Annotated in this window: 18 protein-coding genes and 1 tRNA gene; 12 read left to right on the forward strand and 7 right to left on the reverse strand. The window is 63.8% G+C overall.

What is annotated here, in order from left to right; translation table 11 throughout:
• Positions 1-40 precede the first annotated feature (40 nt).
• Both IEW24_RS23630 and IEW24_RS23635 read right to left on the reverse strand, forming a co-directional pair.
• Positions 41-1,693, reverse strand: a complete 1,653-nt coding sequence (locus IEW24_RS23630) for a hydantoinase B/oxoprolinase family protein (protein ID WP_188583364.1) — start codon at positions 1,691-1,693, stop codon at positions 41-43.
• Complete coding sequence (locus tag IEW24_RS23635) at positions 1,690-3,762, reverse strand: hydantoinase/oxoprolinase family protein (protein ID WP_188583366.1); 2,073 nt, start codon at positions 3,760-3,762, stop codon at positions 1,690-1,692. The genes IEW24_RS23630 and IEW24_RS23635 overlap by 4 nt, the downstream gene beginning before the upstream one ends.
• 163 nt (positions 3,763-3,925) lie before the next feature.
• Between IEW24_RS23635 and IEW24_RS23640 the strand changes: the two genes are divergently transcribed.
• Positions 3,926-4,726: an IclR family transcriptional regulator gene (locus IEW24_RS23640; protein ID WP_188583368.1), complete on the forward strand. Its 801-nt coding sequence runs from the start codon at positions 3,926-3,928 to the stop codon at positions 4,724-4,726.
• A 63-nt stretch (positions 4,727-4,789) separates the two neighbouring features.
• On the opposite strand, the gene IEW24_RS23645 is transcribed toward IEW24_RS23640, so the two are convergent.
• From IEW24_RS23645 to IEW24_RS23665, 5 genes are all read right to left on the reverse strand, one after another.
• Positions 4,790-4,966: a hypothetical protein gene (locus IEW24_RS23645; protein ID WP_188583370.1), complete on the reverse strand. Its 177-nt coding sequence runs from the start codon at positions 4,964-4,966 to the stop codon at positions 4,790-4,792.
• 210 nt (positions 4,967-5,176) lie between these two features.
• The gene (locus tag IEW24_RS23650) at positions 5,177-5,410 is read right to left on the reverse strand and encodes a hypothetical protein (protein ID WP_188583372.1); all 234 of its coding nucleotides are present in this window, start codon (positions 5,408-5,410) and stop codon (positions 5,177-5,179) included.
• 307 nt (positions 5,411-5,717) lie between these two features.
• Entirely contained in the window at positions 5,718-7,673 is a 1,956-nt protein-coding gene (locus tag IEW24_RS23655; RefSeq protein WP_244644653.1) for a hybrid sensor histidine kinase/response regulator, read from the reverse strand.
• Between the two features lie 121 nt (positions 7,674-7,794).
• Positions 7,795-9,327, reverse strand: coding sequence for an ATPase domain-containing protein (locus IEW24_RS23660; RefSeq protein WP_244644636.1), 1,533 nt, complete (start codon positions 9,325-9,327; stop codon positions 7,795-7,797).
• 70 nt (positions 9,328-9,397) lie between these two features.
• Positions 9,398-10,063 (reverse strand): YoaK family protein, encoded by a 666-nt coding sequence (locus IEW24_RS23665; RefSeq protein WP_188583376.1) that lies wholly within the window; start codon positions 10,061-10,063, stop codon positions 9,398-9,400.
• A 261-nt stretch (positions 10,064-10,324) separates the two neighbouring features.
• On the opposite strand from IEW24_RS23665, the gene IEW24_RS23670 reads away from it, so the two are divergent.
• The 11 genes from IEW24_RS23670 to IEW24_RS23720 all read left to right on the forward strand — a co-directional run bounded on the left by IEW24_RS23670 (position 10,325) and on the right by IEW24_RS23720 (position 17,503).
• A tRNA-Ile gene (locus IEW24_RS23670) sits at positions 10,325-10,400 on the forward strand.
• Positions 10,401-10,574: 174 nt separating this feature from the next.
• Positions 10,575-11,789 carry a tyrosine-type recombinase/integrase gene (locus tag IEW24_RS23675; RefSeq protein ID WP_188583378.1) on the forward strand — a complete coding sequence of 405 codons (1,215 nt, stop codon included), beginning with the start codon at positions 10,575-10,577 and terminating at the stop codon, positions 11,787-11,789.
• 219 nt (positions 11,790-12,008) lie between these two features.
• Positions 12,009-13,112 carry a hypothetical protein gene (locus IEW24_RS23680; protein WP_188583380.1) on the forward strand — a complete coding sequence of 368 codons (1,104 nt, stop codon included), beginning with the start codon at positions 12,009-12,011 and terminating at the stop codon, positions 13,110-13,112.
• 121 nt (positions 13,113-13,233) lie between these two features.
• Entirely contained in the window at positions 13,234-13,434 is a 201-nt protein-coding gene (locus IEW24_RS23685; protein ID WP_188583382.1) for a helix-turn-helix domain-containing protein, read from the forward strand.
• Positions 13,435-13,688: 254 nt separating this feature from the next.
• Positions 13,689-13,979, forward strand: a complete 291-nt coding sequence (locus IEW24_RS23690; RefSeq protein WP_188583384.1) for a winged helix domain-containing protein — start codon at positions 13,689-13,691, stop codon at positions 13,977-13,979.
• Entirely contained in the window at positions 13,976-14,215 is a 240-nt protein-coding gene (locus IEW24_RS23695) for a hypothetical protein (RefSeq protein WP_188583386.1), read from the forward strand. The genes IEW24_RS23690 and IEW24_RS23695 overlap by 4 nt, the downstream gene beginning before the upstream one ends.
• The gene (locus tag IEW24_RS23700; RefSeq protein WP_188583388.1) at positions 14,215-14,472 is read left to right on the forward strand and encodes a hypothetical protein; all 258 of its coding nucleotides are present in this window, start codon (positions 14,215-14,217) and stop codon (positions 14,470-14,472) included. Before IEW24_RS23695 ends, IEW24_RS23700 begins: the two co-directional genes overlap by 1 nt.
• A complete protein-coding gene (locus tag IEW24_RS23705) occupies positions 14,465-15,868 on the forward strand; it encodes a replicative DNA helicase (RefSeq protein WP_188583390.1) in 1,404 nt (467 codons plus the stop codon). The genes IEW24_RS23700 and IEW24_RS23705 overlap by 8 nt, the downstream gene beginning before the upstream one ends.
• Positions 15,865-16,722 carry a YdaU family protein gene (locus IEW24_RS23710; RefSeq protein WP_188583392.1) on the forward strand — a complete coding sequence of 286 codons (858 nt, stop codon included), beginning with the start codon at positions 15,865-15,867 and terminating at the stop codon, positions 16,720-16,722. Before IEW24_RS23705 ends, IEW24_RS23710 begins: the two co-directional genes overlap by 4 nt.
• Positions 16,719-17,174, forward strand: a complete 456-nt coding sequence (locus IEW24_RS23715) for a hypothetical protein (RefSeq protein WP_188583394.1) — start codon at positions 16,719-16,721, stop codon at positions 17,172-17,174. The genes IEW24_RS23710 and IEW24_RS23715 overlap by 4 nt, the downstream gene beginning before the upstream one ends.
• 143 nt (positions 17,175-17,317) lie before the next feature.
• Positions 17,318-17,503, forward strand: a complete 186-nt coding sequence (locus IEW24_RS23720) for a hypothetical protein (RefSeq protein WP_188583395.1) — start codon at positions 17,318-17,320, stop codon at positions 17,501-17,503.
• The last annotated feature ends 1 nt before the right edge of the window (position 17,504 follow it).

Consider the following 17,504-nt stretch of genomic DNA (forward strand, 5'->3'; position numbering starts at 1 on the left):
ACAATAGCGGCGGCCGGGTGCTCCGGCCGCCGGAAAAGTATCAGTAGCCGTAGACCTCCCGTGCGGTGGCAAGGTCGATCACGCCCTCGGCGATATCGAGGGCTACCGCCGCGCGGTCGCGCTCGGCAGGCGGGCCGTAGCCGCCCGCGCCGGGGCTCACCACGGCGAACCACTGGCCGGCCTTGAGGGTGAGGGCATCACGCTGGCGCACCACGCCAGGGCCGCACTCCACGCCGCCATGGCCGCCCGCGCCGCCACCGTCCAGGCCCCACGAGCGGGAGTAGAGGCGGGAGACGTCCACCCGCACCCGGCAATCCTCATCGGCACGATAGACGCGGCGCAGGCCAAGGCCGCCGCGCTGCCGGCCCACACCGCCGGAGCCATCCACCAGCTCGTAGCGGAGCAGGGTGAGCGGATACTCGGTCTCCAGCGCCTCAATGGGCAGGTTGGAGGTGTTGGTGACGTGCACGTGCACGCCGTCCAGCCCATCCTTGTGCTGGCGGGCGCCGAAGCCGCCGCCCATGGTCTCCAGATAGACCCAGATGGCGCCCGTATCCTTGCGCGTACCGATGAAGGTCGCCACCGTGCAAGCGCTGTTGGAGCAGGCTGTCACCTTATGCGGCACCGCCTGCGCCAGCGCGCCGAGGATGAGATCGGACACGCGCTGGCAGGTCTGCACGCGGCCGTTCACGGCTGCCGGATGGGTGCAGCTCACCACGCTGCCCGCGCGGGCGGTGACGGTGAGCGGCCGGGCGAGGCCGGCGTTGGGCAGGATGGTGGGGTCCACCACCGATTTCACCACGTAATAGGCGGTCGCCTGCAGCGCGGTGTGGGTCATGTTGATGCCGGCGCGCAATTGGTCCGGAGCGTCGAAATCCAGCGTCATGGCATCGCCCTTGACGGTGATCTCGACGCTGAGTGGCAGCGTGCCCTCGATCTCGGAATTGTCGAACACGTCGGCGAAGCGATAGCTGCCATCGGGAATGGCGGCGATGCCGGCGCGCATGCGGCGTTCGGCATAGTCCATGAGGGCATCGCCCGCCGCCATCACCACGTCGGTGCCGTACTTGGCGCAGAGCGCCTGGAAGCGCTGCACGCCCACGCGGTTCGCCGCCATCTGGGCGCGCAGATCGGACAGGCGCTCGTGCGGCACCTGGCAGTTGAGCAGGATGAGATCCTGCACATCCTTGTTCAACTCGCCGGCCTTGTAGAGGCGCACGGGCGGAATGCGCAGGCCTTCCTGATAGATGTGGGCGTGGCCGCGATCGGCAAAATCGGAATGGTGGGCCAGATTCACCGTCCAGGCAACGATGGCGCCATCGATGAAGATAGGTTCGGCCAGCACAATGTCCGGCAGATGGGTGCCGCCGCCGGCATAGGCGTCATTGCCCACAAATACGTCGCCGGGACGCATGTCCTCGATCCGGTGCAGCTTCATGATGTGCGGCACGATGCCGATGAAGCTGCCGAGATGGATGGGGATGTGCTCGGCTTGGCAGAGCGTGTTGCCTGCCGGGTCGAACAGAGCCGTGGAGCAGTCGCGCCGCTCCTTGATGTTGGTGGAGTAGGAGGCGCGGATCAGCGCCTCGCCGGTCTCTTCCACGATGGAGGACAAAGCGGCGCCGATCACCTCGACGGTGATGGGATCGAGCACGGGCGCGGCCTTGGCCGCGGGGGCAAGCTGGGAGCTCATGCCGTCACCTCGAGGATGAGGTTGAGGTAGGTGTCCACGCGGGCGGTCATGCCGGGCGGGACGACGGTGGTGGTGTCCATCTGCTCAACGATGGCGGGGCCGGAGAAGCGGTTGCCGGGGTGGAGCTTCTCGCGGTCATAGATGGGCGTGTTCACATAGTCCCCGGCTTCCGGGAACCACACGTCGCGCTTGCCCATGATGGCGCCGGAGGCGTCGGGGCCCGCCTCGGGCCAGGCCCTCAGCGTAGCCTTCTTCACAAGGCCGGCGGCCTCCACGCGCAAGGTGACGATCTGCACCGCTTCGCCATCGGCGATGAAGCCGTAACGCTGGCGGTGGGCTTCCTCGAAGCCCTCGGCCAGATGCTCCAGCGTGGTCTCCGTCACCGGCCCGTCGGGGAGAGGCACGGAGAGTTCGTAATTCTGGCCAGCATAGCGCATGTCCACCGTGCGGGTGATCTGGCGCGCATCGGCGGCGATCTCCTCATGGTCGAACCAGGCTTCGGCGCGCGCGCCGAGCTGGAAGAAAGCGTCCTCCACCGGCTGGAGTGCGGCCGCATTCAGCGGCAGCAGGCGGGTGGCGGCAAAATCGGCCCGCAGATCCGTGAGCAGCAGCCCCATGGCGCACAGGATGCCGGGATTGCGCGGTACCAGCACGCGGCGCATGTCCAGCTCTTTGGCGAGCCGGGCCGCATGCAGCGGGCCGGCACCGCCAAACGCCATCAGCGTGTAGTCGCGCGGATCATGCCCGCGCTGCACGGAGATGACCCGGATCGCCTTTGCCATGTTGGCGGTGACGACGGAGAGGATGCCCTGCGCGGTCTCCATGACGCCGAGGCCGAGCTTGTCGGCGAGGCGGCCGATGGCGGCCTTGGCGAGATCCTGTCGAACCGGCATGCGGCCGGCGAGCAGGTGGGTAGGGTTCAGCGTCTGCAGCACCACATTGGCATCGGTGGTGGCTGGCTCTTCCGCGCCCTTGTCGTAGCAGACGGGGCCCGGGAAGGCGCCGCAGGAGCGCGGACCGACCTTCAGGAAGCCACCGGAATCCACAAAGGCGATGGAGCCGCCACCGGCGCCCACCGTGTGGATGTCCAGCATGGGGGCTTTCAGCGGATAGCCATGGACATTGGCTTCCGAGGTGAGCTTGCACACCCCGCCCTTGAGCAGCGCCACGTCGGTGGAAGTGCCGCCCATGTCGAAGGTGATGATGTCCGGGAAACCGGCCAGTTCGCCCACCACCTGCGCCGCGACCACGCCGGTGGAGGGGCCGGAGAGGATGGTGCGCACTGGCATGGCGGCGGCGGTGGAGAAGCCGATGACGCCGCCGTTGGACTGGGTGAGGTGCGGCGTCGCCTCCATGCCCAGCGCCTTCAGGCGCGGGGTGAGCTTGTCGATGTAGGACTTCATCACCGGGCCGAGATAGGCGTTCAGCACCACGGTGGAGAGGCGCTCGAACTCACGGAACTCAGGCGCGATCTCATGGCCGGAGCAGATGAAGGCTTCCGGATATTCCTCGCGGATGATTTCCACCGCGCGGGCTTCGTGCTCGGGGCGGACGAAGCCGTAGAGGAAAGACACAGCGATGGCCTTGACGCCCGCCTTCTTCAGCGCCCTTGCAGCCTCGCGCACGGCAGGCTCGTCGAGCGGCTGGTCGATGGAGCCGTCGTGGCGAACCCGCTCGGTGACGCCCATGCGCAGCGCACGGGGCACGAGGGTGGGCGGCTTGTCGATGTCGAGGTCGTAGAGGTCGGGGCGCTTCTGGCGGCCGATCTCCAGGAGGTCGCGGAAGCCGTCGGTGGTGACGAGGCCGGTGGGAACGCCGCGATGCTGGATCAGCGCATTGGTGGCCACTGTGGTGCCGTGGCCGAAATAGGTGACGGAGGAAGCCGGCGTATCGCCATTCTCGGGGGCGACGATGCGCATACCCTGCTCGACACCCTCGGCGATACCGCGAGACGGGTCATCGGGCGTGGAAGAGACCTTCCACACTTCGACACGGCCTTCGTCTTCATCGAACAGGCAGATGTCCGTGAACGTGCCTCCGGAATCCACACCCACACGCCAGCGAGCCATGATCTCGGTCCTGTCACATTGCTTAGACTGGAACCGAAGGCTGATCCTCCTTAGAACGTCTCGCAAGCATAAAAATTCCATCCTGCGTGATTAATTCTAGATCAGTTCCGTAAGGTGGAATATATTTTTTAGAATGGCTGTTTAAATTTCATTGGATGGAATTATGTCGGACAGCTCTACAGGTGCCGGCCGTCTTTTCGCGGTGCTACGTCAGCTCGCGGCCGGCGAAAAGCAGGGTATGCGATTGAAGGATCTGGCGGCGGCGGTGGATCTGCCGCGTCCGACCGCCCATCGCCTGCTGCATGCGCTCATGGCCGAAGGGATGGTCGAGCACGATCCCCGGACGAAACTCTATCGGCTGGGGCTGGAGTTGTTCGTTCTGGCGGCACGGGCCGGCAGCAGCATGAACCTGCGCGATCTTGCCCGGCCGGGGCTGCTGCGCCTCACAGCGGCTTTGGGTGAGACGATTTTTCTCATGGTGCGCAATGGTTTCGATGCGGTGTGCATCGATCGCTCGGCGGGCCCGTTGCCCATCCGCAGCTTCACCGGAGACGTGGGCGGCACGGTGATGCTGGGCATCGGACAGGCGGCCATGGCCATATTGGCCTTCCTGCCCGACGCCGAGCAGGACGAGGTGATCCGTTACAATCTGCCGCGTATGCGGGCACTCTCCGCTTTCGACGAGGGATTCCTGCGGGCCGAGATGGCGCGGGTGAAGGCGCAGGGCTTCTCCGATGGCGCCGCCGGGCTGATCCCGGGCATGGCGGGTCTCGGTGTCCCGATCTTGGGCCGTACCGGCGAGGCGGTAGCCGCGCTGAGCGTCGGCAGCACCACGGATCGCATGACGCCGGAGCGGAACAAGGTGATTGCGGATCTGCTGAAACGGGAGGCGGCTGATATCGGCCTGCGCCTCAACCCCTTTGATCCGGCCCTGCGGAGGCCCGGCGCGGCGATCATGGGATGACATAAAAAAGGGTGCGCTATTGCGCACCCCAGACCCGACCAGCAGGAAAATTTCGTGGAAGGCTCAGATTAGCGCACGTCCGCGCAGATAGGCTTCCAGATGAACGGTGGCCGACTTGATGTCGTCCGCCGTTCCGCTCGCGGCCGCGGCCATGAGCGTGGTGTGGGAGATGTCATAGCCGTCACAGGGCTGGCCCTTGGCGTGCAGCACATCGGCTGCGTCCCAAAGACGTTCCAGCACGGTCTCGCCATCGGCGAGGAAAATGGGGCGGGTCAGAAACGCGCCCCAATTGGGAGCCCGGCGCGACCTGGTCGTTGCGCGAAGGGGCCGGGTAGCGACTTCTTTGAGCGTGCCAACGTGCAGTGTCATGTCCGTTCAACTCGCTTCAAGGCCAAAGGTTGCACCGTTGCGACAATTTTTTGCCGCGTATGGGGCATGATCGGAAAACGGTCAGTATTCCGCCAGAACGCTGCGGAAGGCATCCAGACGTCCCTTGAGGGCGAGGATCGCCTTGTCACCATCCATGCCCGCGGCCCGCGCCTGCGATGCCAGAAGTTCGGCAAGGCCGTCGCCGTCACACTCGCGGATGAAGCCGAGAGCCTCTTCCAGCGAGGACACTTCACGCTCCTGGCTGCCGATGAGGATGCGGGAAAACGGAGTGCGCGGATCGGAAAACGAGCCCATCTGGATTGCTCCCTTCATAGCGCAAGGCTGTAGCGTTGCCGGAAACCGTTGCGGTCGCCCGGATTGAAACAAACTCACTTCAAATCAAACCGTTAACGCCGTTGGGCAGGGTGTTTCACCCGCTTTCCGAATGGTGCCGCGTGCCGGTTTCCGGCAGGGCCTCCTCTCGGGGGCGTTTGATGATTTAAACCCAGCCTTCACCATAAAGGTTCCCGCCGGCGGTACCGATGCGCGGAAAAATGCGAGCTTGAGCGTTACTGGGGTGCGCGCGGCCTCATTCGTAGGCCGCATACGGCTACGCTACCGCTCAGCGCAGCATCTCGCTGATCTTGGCGGACAGATCCTCGATCTGAAACGGCTTGGTGATCATGGCCATGTTGGTGCCGAGGAAACCGGCGCGCAGGGCGGCATTTTCCGCATATCCGGTGATGAACAGGATGGGGATCTCAGGCAGATGCTGCCGGGCGATCTCGGCCAACTGGCGCCCGTTCATGCCGGGCAGGCCCACGTCCGAGACCATCAGATCGAAGCGGTGGCCCGTCTCCAGCAACTGCACGGCGGCGGACGGCTCGGCTGCCTCCATGGCCGCATAGCCCAGCTCTTCCAGCACGTCGCGCACCAGCAGGCGCACCGATGCGTCGTCCTCCACCAGCAGCACGGTCTGCCCCGAGCCCTCGATCACCGCCTGGGGGGCGATCCTTTCCGGGGGCTGAGCCTGCTGCGTGGCTGGCAGCAGGATCTGGACCTGCGTGCCAGCGCCAGGCTGCGACTTGATCCGGACCTGACCGTTTGATTGCTTGGCGAAGCCATAGACCATGGAGAGGCCGAGCCCGGTGCCTTGTCCAACGGGCTTGGTGGTGAAGAAGGGATCGAACACCTTTTCGAGCACGGCAGTGTCCATGCCCACGCCGGTGTCCGACACTGTGACCACCACATAACGGCCGGGCTTCATGCCGGGATGGGGCGTGCAATCGGCAGCGCCGAGATCGGCAGGCCGCGTCTTCACCGTCAGCTGGCCGCCATCGGGCATGGCATCGCGTGCGTTGATCGCGAGGTTGAGGATGGCGCTTTCCAGCTGATTGGCATCCACCAGAGCCGCAGGCAGATCGGGTGTCACGCTGATCCGCACATCGATGCGCTCGCTCATGGTGCGCCGGAGCAGATCCTCCAGCGACAGGACGAGGGCATTTATGTCCGTGGGGCGGCTATCCAGCGACTGACGGCGGGAGAAGGCCAGCAGGCGCTGGGTGAGGCCGGCGGCCCGCTGGGCGGAGACATAGGCTGCTTCCATGAAGCGGTCGAGGTCGTCCGTACGGTTGGCGGCGATGCGGCGGCGCATGACGTCGATGGCGCCAATGATGCCGGTGAGCATGTTGTTGAAGTCATGTGCGATGCCGCCTGTGAGCTGGCCCACCGCTTCCATCTTCTGCGCCTGCCGCAGCGCGGCCTGCGCCAACTCGCGCTGCTGGGCCTCGGCGCGCAATTGGGCGAGGGTCTCCTCCAGTTCGGCCGTGCGCTGGGCGACCTGCTGCTCCAGTTTCTGGGCGGCTCCCGCCAGTGTCTCCTGCGCGCGCTTCTGCTCGTCTATGTCCACGATCACCGCAATCGCGCCGGCGACGTCGCTGTCGGGGGTCTTGAGGGGAATGCCGCTGACGCGGGTCCAGACGTCAGGCTCGGGCGGGGCGTGATAGCGGAATTCGGTGCCGAGCACCGCTTCTCCGCGCAAGGCGCGGGCCGCGACGAAGCGTTCGCGGGTGATGCGCGTGCCGTCCTCCTCGTGGCCGATCCAGCGTTCTGGCCCGTCGGACTGGCGCGAGGGCACGTCTCCGGAAGGCAGAAACCGGCGGAAGGCCGGATTGGAGAGCAGGGTGCTTCCGTCCGGATTGATGAAGGCGACCCCTACGGGAAGATTGTCCAGCAGGGTCACGAGCCGTGCCTGCTGGGCATCGAGCTGGGCCAGGCGGTCACGCATCTCGAATTGCTTCTGACGCGCGCGCATGGCCGCGCCGATGGCGCTGATGAGCGATTCCGAGCTGAGTGGACGTTCAAGAAGAATGACGTTGATGGCGCTGTCCGGCAGCCGGCGGCGAACCGCTTCGGCGATGAACTGGCGCCTTGGCTGGCGGCCGGCCAGAAGCACGAAGGGCACATCGGACCAGGAGGGCTGGCCCTCCAGCGCGCGGTTGAGCGCGCCCAGATCGGTCGAGAGGGCTTCCTCGGTAACAAGGATTGCACCGGTGCTGTCGTCGATGCTGGTGGCCACCTCGTCCAAGGATGCACATTGCGTGACGCCGTAACCATTGGCTCCGAGAAGCGTGGCAACGCTCTCCGCATCCCGCCCATAGGGCGCGCAGATCAGGACGCGATAGCCCTCTGAAGCCGTTCTATGAGACAGGGTCGCCATCCTCCGTGGCGTGTCGGCCTTCCAGCAGCGGATTGACGGAGCCGACATATTCGGGTGTGCCCGTGAGGACGCCGCGGAAGTCAGCCAGAGGTTCGCCCACGCGCAGGCCCTGGGAGTCGATGCGCAGTTCGCGGATGGCGTCCTCATGTCCGCCGCTGCGGTTCTTCACGATGGAGATGGCCTTGCGAATGCGGCCCTGCGCTTCGAAGAAGCGCAGCAGGATCACCACGTCCGCCACGTATGATACGTTGAGCCCGTGGGTCTGCATGGTGCCGAAGAAGCCCTGCTGCGGGTTGATCAGGAAGGTCAACGCGCCGGCCTGGTTCAGATAGGAGAGAAGTTCATGCAGTTGCAGCACGAGATGCTGCTCTTGCGGCATGGCGGCCAGGTATCCGTTGAGGCTGTCGATCAGGATGAACCGAGCCTGCCGCTTCTCCACCTCCTCGCGTACCATGGCGGCGAACTGGCCGGGGGAAATCTCCGCGGGGTCGACCTGCCTCAGCACAAGGTAGCCTTTGTCCATAAAAGACTGCAGGTCGATGCCAAGCGCCTTGGCGCGCGCGATGAGAGTGCCGATCCGCTCGTCGAACTCGTAGATGGTGGCGCATTCGCCACGTTCGCAGGCCGCGGCCAAATATTGCAGCGCCAGGGTGGTCTTGCCGGAGCCTGCGGGGCCGGTGATGAGGGTGCTGGTGCCGCGCGCCGGCCCCCCATTGAGCATCGCGTCAAGCGCAGGCACGCCACTTGACACGGGCTCGCCGACGAAGGGCTTGTGATGGTCCGAGGCGATCAGGCGGGGGAAGATGTCGATGCCGCCCCGGCGGATGATGAAATCGTGATAGCCGGCGACGAAATCCACCCCCCGCAGCTTCTGCACCTGCGTGCGGCGCCGGGCGGCACCGAAGTCGAGGGTCAGGCGTTCCAGAGTGATCACGCCGTGACAGAGGCTGTGCAGATGGCTGTCGCGTTCCTCCGCGAAGCCACTCAGATCATCGACGAGCAGCACCGTGGCATCGAACCCGGCGAAGAACTGCTTCAGGAACAGTAACTGGCGCCGGTAGCGCAGCGGATCCTGTGCCAGGAGACGCATTTCGGACAGGCTGTCGAACACCACGCGGCGGGGCTTCAGGCGCTGAACTTCGTCCTTGATGAGCTGGATGGTGTTGCCCAGCTCCATTTCCCAGCTATGCAGGATGGACTGGTCTCGCCCCACGCCAAGTACCGCATCGGCGGAGGCTAGCTCGAACAGCGTGATGCCTGCCAGTTCCCAGCCGTGGGAGGCTGCCACCGCCCGAAGCTCTTCGCTGGTTTCCGACAGCGTAACGTAGAGAACGGGCTCGCCGGCTCGTGCGCCTTCCAGCAGGAACTGGAGTGATAGCGTGGTCTTGCCTGAGCCGGGCGTGCCTTCCACGAGATAGAGGCGGTTGGCCGGCAAACCGCCCCGCAGGATACGGTCGAGACCGGTTATTCCTGTGGACAGGTAAGCAGTTTCCATATCGGTCGAGGCGCTCATCACCGTCTCATCGTGCGTCATTGCAAGGGTAACGCTCGAAATCCGAAAAAGATACAAAACTGCCGTAACGTCAATTTCCGGCTTCGTTTCTCGTGTGCGGCTGATCCTCCGGAAGGATGACCGAAAGCACCGCGAAGATGCCGGCCGCGCCGGCGGCAAGCCAGAGGCTGAGCGGGCCGAGGCGGGGATAGAGGAAAGCGCCTGCGAGCGCACCGCCCGCAAGGCCACACCACAGCAGCAGATAGGGGATCCAGCCGAAGGGCTGCCCGCCCATGAGGGCTGCGGCGAGGCGCTGACCGAACTTCACCAGGGTTCCGGTCATGTAGGTGACGCCAATGGACACTTCGCCATCACGCTGGAAGACCGCATTCTCCACCCCCATGGCGGCGGCCATGACGAGGGTGGCCGCCAGATCGTGGGCCTGCTGGTCGAGGACGGCTGCAAGGGCGAGCATGACGCCCACGAGCGACAGGACGGCCGGCTTGCGGCGCGCGCGCGCGGCATTGCCGGCCATGGTGCCCAGGACGACGCCGACAACGAAGGCGAAGATCAGGCTTCCGGCGATCACCGCCACATGGGAGCCGGTAGCGAGGCCGACCGCAAGGCGGGTTGAATTACCACTCATGAAGGAGACGAAAAGGCCGCCGAGTTTGACGAAGCCGATGGCATCCACGAAGCCCGCCAATGCGGAAAGGCACGCCGCCAGAACCCAGAACCGACGCTTGTACCTGACCATCGGTGTAACCCACTTCGGCGCGTCCGTGCCGGCGGGGGAGGGCAGGGATAGCCGGACGAAACGGTAGTCAGCCATCCGGCCGGAGGCAAGACGACATCCGGTTGAAACCGACGGGGTGCGACATTCCGGCAGATGTACCCGGCAGGCATTGCGTCTGCGGGCTGCGGTATAATGCCGGCATGGTCCGAAGTGGCGGCATCCCCAGCAGCCGGTATGTCAATGGTTGTTCGGTGACGGCAAGCTTGCTAGGAGCAGAAGCAGGGGCCTGTAGCTCAATGGTTAGAGCTGACCGCTCATAACGGTTAGGTTGGGGGTTCAAGTCCCTCCGGGCCCACCACATTGGGCTCCATGATGGTCCGCGGCGATCCACTGAAATCCAATCTAAGCTGGGATATATAAAGCGTTGCGGGCTGCGGCAGTCTGCTGCGGTCCGTGCTGGGGTGTTGGTATCCAGAAAATTTGTTGGTATTTTTGATGGCATGGGCAACGCGTGCTCGGGCGAGATACCAACATGCCGCTGACGGACACCGCCGTTCGAAATGCCAAAGGCCGCGAGAAGCCGTTCAGGCTCTCAGATGGGGGCGGCCTTTTCCTCCAGGTGCAGCCTGACGGTGCGCGCTACTGGCGCCTCGCCTATCGGTTTGCCGGGAAGCAGAAGCTGCTGGCGTTTGGCACCTATCCGGTGGTGTCGCTGGCAGAGGCCCGCAAGCGCCGTGAGGCCGCAAAGGAAGTGCTGGCATCTGGCGGTGATCCGAGCGAGGCAAAGCGGGCTGAGAAGCGTGCAAATGCATTGCAAGCTGTTCGCACATTCGAGACCATTGCTCGCGAGTGGTTTGCGTCCAAAGAGCCGGGCTGGGTTCCCTCTTATTCCGTGCGCCTGATGAGCCGGCTTGAGGCAGATGTCTTCCCGCCGCTCGGTCGTCGCCCAATCAACGAGATTGAGCCGCCGGATGTGCTGGACGTCATCCGCAAGGTTGAGGGGAGGGGAGCGGTTGAGCTCGCGAAACGCGAGATGCAGGTCATTGGCCAAGTATTCCGCTTCGCTATCGCTACCGGCCGGGCAAAGCGTGATCCGACGCGGGATCTGGTTGGCGCGATGAAGTCCCCCGGCCGGCCGAAGCACCACCGTGCAATGACGCGCGATGATATGCCCGGCTTCCTGCGAGCTCTCGCAACGTATGACGGCGATCCCAAGACGCGCCTCGCTCTGAAGCTGATCATGCTCACCTTCGTTCGCACGACGGAGCTGCGCGCAGCCAAGTGGGCAGAGTTCGAAGGGCTGGATGGGGCCGAGCCACTGTGGCGCATCCCGGCCGAGCGGATGAAGATGCGCTTTGAGCATCTGGTGCCGCTGGCGCCTGAGGCCGTGGCCGCGCTGGAAGAGCTTCGTCCGCTATGTGGTCGCAGCGAACACCTTTTCCCTTCGCCGAGCAAAGAAGGGTTCATGTCGAGCAATACAATGATCTTCGCCATGTACCGCATGGGCTACCACGGGCGGGCAACGGCGCACGGCTTCCGGGGAGTGGCGTCTACGTGGCTCAACGAGCGCGGCTATCCCAGCGACTGGATCGAGCGGCAGCTTGCGCACGACGAACGCAACGAGGTCCGAGGCGCCTACAACAGCGCCCAATATCTCGCCGGGCGCCGGGAGATGATGTCTGCCTGGGCAAATCATCTGGATACGATAGGCGGCAATGCAGGCCTCGCAGCCCGGATGGGAGACTGACGGTTTAGACAAGTGGCTTGCCACGCGCGTGCAGGCGCGCGAGGCACTCTTTTCGGAGCCCTGCCCATGCACGCGCACGCGAGCATGTTTCGCAGCCAGTACGCGCGCCTGCACGTGCGCGCGAAAGCGCCATGTGGATGGCGGGGATGACTGCACAGATGAGCACGGACGCACTTGGACGTGCTAAGATTGCCGCGAACTGAGCAGCGCGAGATTGAGATGACATCTCCGGGTGAAGCCGAGGTCTGGAGCCTGCACGAAGCACTGGCTTGGGTGATGACCCGAGATATGGATTTCACGAGGCGCATCCAACCGAATTGGCTCCGGCCGGACATCAGCCTTCCCAGCGATCCGCAGTGGCCAAGCGGACTAGACCAAGATGTCGCCTGGCGCTTGCTTCACGCCGCTTGGACGAACAGCGCGCATCCAGCACTACGCGTTTCCGGCTGCATAGAAGGAGGCATCACACGGGAAGCGATACCCGCCAATCTCCTGCAATCGTGCGATTGGGCGTACACCGCTGACAGGTCTGAGGCTTTTCTGTCCATGCGCTGCGCGGTTGGACCGATTGTTCAGATCCGACAGGTGAGGTTCGTTGCCGATGAGGTGATGCGCCACTTTCCTACGTCAGATCGGATTCTTTGCCGGGCGCTCCGTTGGGAGGGCGGCCCACCTTCCGACGCAAGCCACATCTCCCTTTTTGAAGCAGCAGCGTGGATTGCAACCTCGGGCGGCCGGCGACCCGTTTTCCCCTATGATCTAGAATATTGGGAGAACGGTTGTGCGGAAGTGGTGCGGAAGGTCACGGGAGGACAGATTTCCCTCGTCGGCCGAGAAGCTGGTTCGCCCCTGTCAAACGTGATCGATGGTGTAAGGCTGGCCGGCCTGAAAATGCAGATGCCATTCGCATCTGCGGACCTAGCAGACATCCTGGGGGACGCTCCCCGTTTGGTGTTCGCAGTCAGCGACAGTGATGAACGATGGCGTGTAGAGGGCGGTGATAGCGTCACTGGCGCGCGAGGCTATGCCCTCTACTCCCACCTCCAGGTTGCAGGACCCGATGTTTCAAAAATCTGGCCCTTCTCCGATCCAGAACCGTATTCCGCCAACGCTAGAACCACCGCGGACGAACTTCGGCTGACTGCTCGGCTTGCGATAATGTTGAAAGGCGAGCCGGGTTTGGCGAAAGCTGAAGCAGCTGAAAGGCTATCTATAGGGCATAGGGAGAGGGCCTTTGAACTTCGCATCTGGCCGAACGCCCGCAAATCTGCCGGCTTAGGAGAGCGTGCGAAGGCCGGCCGAAAGAAGAAATCTGCGATTTGATTTTGCCGCGCTAATCACCGCGCCAATTTAATCGCCGCGGCTATTTCCCGTCTGCGAACCTGCGCATTTTCGTCCTCACAGACGTCAGCAAATCCGCTGTCGTTCATAGTGAGGCCCCCAAATGTTGCCCACGAACACCCTCGATCCAGCCGCCTTCGATGTCCTGAATGCAGCCCGCATCATGGGTGTCGGCCGCTCCACTGTCTTCGAAGAGATCAAGACGGGGCGGCTCGAAGCCCGCAAGATCGGCCGCAAGACGCTGATCACCCGATCTGCAATCGAGAACTGGCTCAGCAACCTGCCCGTCCGCGCCGTCGCCTGAAACGAAACGGCCCGGCGGTCAGTGCAATGACCATCCGGGCCTTAACTTCGAAAGCCCGACATGATTAGCAGCTCTCAAGGCGCGCGTCACGCGCCAACGCATCCGCTTGACCGTTTGAACAGTGAACCACCTCTCCCATCGGTTCCGTATCCCCTTCGGCTGGCGGCCCTCCGCCTCGCCGCCCGGAGCGGCGTCCCCTTCGAGATTGCCCTGGCCCACGCCGAGCAGGCTGGCCTTGGGAAGGAGGGGAACTGATGCCCGACATCAAAGCTCTAACGGTTCGCCTTCATGGCGCTGACGGCCCTCTCCTCCGGGTCAAAGGCCGCGTTGCCTGGACGCTGGATAACCTCATCCGTGCCGGCGAGCGCGGATGCACTCCAATCGACCACCCGGCACCGAGGTGGAGCGACTACGTGTTCAAGCTCCGCAAGGCTGGCGTGACCGTCGAAACTGTCGATGAAAAGCACGGCGGCGCCTACAAAGGCGAGCACGGTCGGTATGTGCTCCGCTCTACTGTCGAAGTGATTGAGGAGGTGCGCCAATGAGCACCATCCTCCGTTTCCGCAAGCCGCCCCACGTCGAGCTTTACGGCGGCGTGATCAGCGGCGGGGATCGCCCCGAACTGATCGGCAGCGTCCGCTACTTCGTTGATTATCACGACGAGGAAGGCGGTGTCGTTGGCATGTGGGATGGCGCCTCATACGACGAGGCACGCGCCGTCCTCGCGAACTTCCGCAGCGAAGGCATGGAAGCTTTCGACCGGCTCAGGGAGGCGATGTGATGTCTCTTCGCGAAGAGATCAAAGCGCAGATCTGGAAGCAGGTCCTTGGTGTCATGCGTGATGCTCAAGCCGCCGGGCTCCATCCGTTCAGCGAGGCCCAGCGTGCCTTCCCTGAAGTGCCGGGGTACATCCTCGCCCAGATCGAGGTGGACCTTTGGGACGAGGAGGAGAACGCGTGGTGGGAAGGCATCGAAAAGACGATTGATGCCGAGGTCATCCGCAAGGCGCTGACCAAGGGAGGCCAGAGCAATGGATGACATCAGCCTCACCATTGAGCAGGAGCTTCTCGGTCGCCTGCTGGACACGCCCGAGGTTCTCCCGGTCGTCGCCAATACCCTTGAGCCACGGCACTTTCAGGAGGAGGCGCACGCGCGCCTCTTCCAAGCCATGCTGAAGCGCCACGCCGCCAGCACCTCATTCACCTTCAGCACGCTAGCCGCTGATCTGAACACGGATTGGAGGGCCCCGCTGATCGAAGGGCTGAGCTATGGACAGTACGTGGCCCGACTGATGACGTCCCCGGCGCCAACCATGATGCTGAAGGCCTACGCTGCGGATCTCCGCTCGCAGTGGGCTATTCGGACAATCACAGGTGCCGCCGGCCGCGTCTCAAGCGACCAAGGCATCCCGACTGATCGCCTCCAGATGCTGATGCAGGAGATAGACGAGGTGCGGGCGGCGCTGGTCGAGAGCACGACCACGCGTGAGACGGCAGGGGAAACCGGCGCCTCGGTCGTGGAGCGCGTGAACGCTATCCGAATGGGGGAATTGGCCACAGTCGGCGCTAGCACCGGCTTCCGCGAACTGGATCGCCTGACGCTAGGCTATAGGCCCGGTGAGCTTGTCGTTGTCGGCGCCCGCCCGGGCATCGGGAAGACGACGTTTGGCAGCTCGTCGGGGCGACAGAGCGCAGCAGCCGGGAACGGCGTCGCGTTCTTCTCGCTGGAGCTTGCGAAGGATGCCATTGGTGCCCGTCTCCTCGCAGATCAGGCCTTCGACAAGGGCCAAAGACTAACGCACTCGGCCATTCGCGACGGCCATCTCTCTGACGCACAGTTTGAGCACATGATGGCCGCCGAAGCCGAGGTGGCTCGACTGCCGATGGACTGCGATTACGCGGCTCGCCTGACCGTGCCCGAACTCTCGGCCCGCGTCTCGGCGACCAAGAAGCGCATGGCCCGCTCCGGCATCCCACTCCGGGTGGTCTTCATCGATTATCTGAAGCAAGTGAGGGCTTCGGATCGCTACCGCGGCCAACGCCATTACGAGGTCGGAGAAATCACCGCCGGCCTCCACGAAATCGCCAAGCGCGAGGAGGTCTGCATTGTCCTGCTGGCCCAGCTCAATCGTGGGATCGAGGCCGAGAGCAATAAGCGGCCGGATCTCCATCATCTGCGCGAGAGCGGGGATATCGAGGCCGACGCCGACGTGGTGCTGTTCCTCTATCGGCCCGCCTACTATCTGCGGCGCACGAAGGAGTTTCAGGAAGGCGCGCCGGACGCGCTGGCCGAGGTAGAGCGCTTCGAGACCAAGCTTGAGGTCATCGTTGCGAAGAACCGCAACGGCGAGACCGGCATCGTCGATCTGTTCTGCGATATCGGCGCTTCGGCCGTTCGGAACGGCGGCACGCGATATGGGGAGCATCGCCAATGAGCAAGCTTCCCATGCTGCCCCTGTTCACCGACGCGTTTCTTGCTGATACCGGGCACCTCACCGCGCAGGAGACCGGGGCCTATCTCGTGCTCCTCATGGTGGCTTGGCGAACCGATGGGTGCTGTCTCCCTGACGACGACGTGTGCCTTGCTCGGTGGGCTCGTGTCAGCTCGAAAACGTGGGGGCGGATCAAGCCTCGAGTGATGGCCTTCTGGTCTTTGTCCAACGGCCGATGGACGCAAAAGCGGCTCACTAAAGAGCATTTGACCGCTACCAAAAAGGCAGAGGTCGCGCGCTCCAACGGGGAGCGTGGTGGTCGGCCTAAGTCATTGGAAAATCGAGACGCTCTTAACCCAGTGGGTTTGCCAAACGGAACCCAGCAGAAAGCTACTATCTCTATCTCTAATAAAACCCCTGTAGTCCCCAAACGGGGACGTGTGGAGGCGGATACAGCGTTCGAGGATTTCCGAAGCGCATACCCCAAGCGAGACGGGGGCCAGGACTGGCAGAAGGCTGCCGAGCGCTTTGCTCGGCTGGTCAAGAATGGCGTTGATCCACAGTTGCTCATCTCTTCGGCGAAGGCCTACGCCAAAGCCGAGAGCCGGATTATCGGGACCGCCTACGTCAAGATGGCAGCCACATTCCTGAGCGGCTCGTGGAGGGATTATGCCACACAGGTAACGCCGCCGCCGGTTCCGCGATATGCCAATTGGCCCGAAAACCTGCCCGATCCGGATGCCGTTCGCAACGCATGGGCCAAAGGCCACTGGCCCGGCAATTGGGGGGCGAAGCCGGATAGCCCGGCTTGCCGGGTTCCCGCGGAAATCCTGCAAAGCTGGGGAGTGGCGAAATGAGCGGAAGACCATCCGACCACATCAACTTTGCCGATCTTGTCCCCTCTGCTCAGGAGCGCAAGCGGGAGAAGCGCCGTCGCCGCCGGCAGAACGTCGCTGCCCGCGCCGCAATCTCGACATGGGCATTGGACGAGGCGGACAAATGGGAGGCGGAGGCCAAGCGGCTCGCATTGGAATGCCTTCGCCTCCAACGAGCGAGCTATTGCAGCCCACTCACCCCAGCGCAGGAATTGGCGCGACAAACACTGATGATGCAGGACGCCAATCCCATCCCCTCGGAGGAGGATTGCAAACGCTTCCTGGGACTGACGATGTTCCACTGGATGACCGCTCCCGTGGAGCTGCTGGAGGTGTTTGATCTGCATCGGGCGGTCGACATGTGGGCGAAGCAGTTGGAGACCGATGCGCGCGCCTCGGGCGAAAATTCCTGTGCAGGAACTCGTTGGCAGTAGGGCTGGCGGCGCTCCGCGACGGGTCGCAGTAGATCGGTGAAATTCGCAGTAGTCCGCTGCTCATCATCTGTCAAAGTAGAACCAAGCATATGTTATGAAATGGATTTTCGTGCGAAACTGGCGGGCAAATGGAGACACATTCCATGTTCCCCGAGAATGCCCAGTTCAGCGCACCTTCCGGCTTCATGGATGCGATCCGCGATGCTGCGAGCAAAAACTTCATGACGCAGAGCGAGTACCTGCGGCGCTGCGCCCTCCAGCAGCTCGAACGGGACGGCGTCAGCCTTCCCGCCCCGCCAGCTCCCTCCAAGCGCGCTCGGAAGGCCTGAT

Source organism: Azorhizobium oxalatiphilum (genome assembly GCF_014635325.1).
Classification (GTDB): Bacteria; Pseudomonadota; Alphaproteobacteria; order Rhizobiales; family Xanthobacteraceae; genus Azorhizobium; species Azorhizobium oxalatiphilum.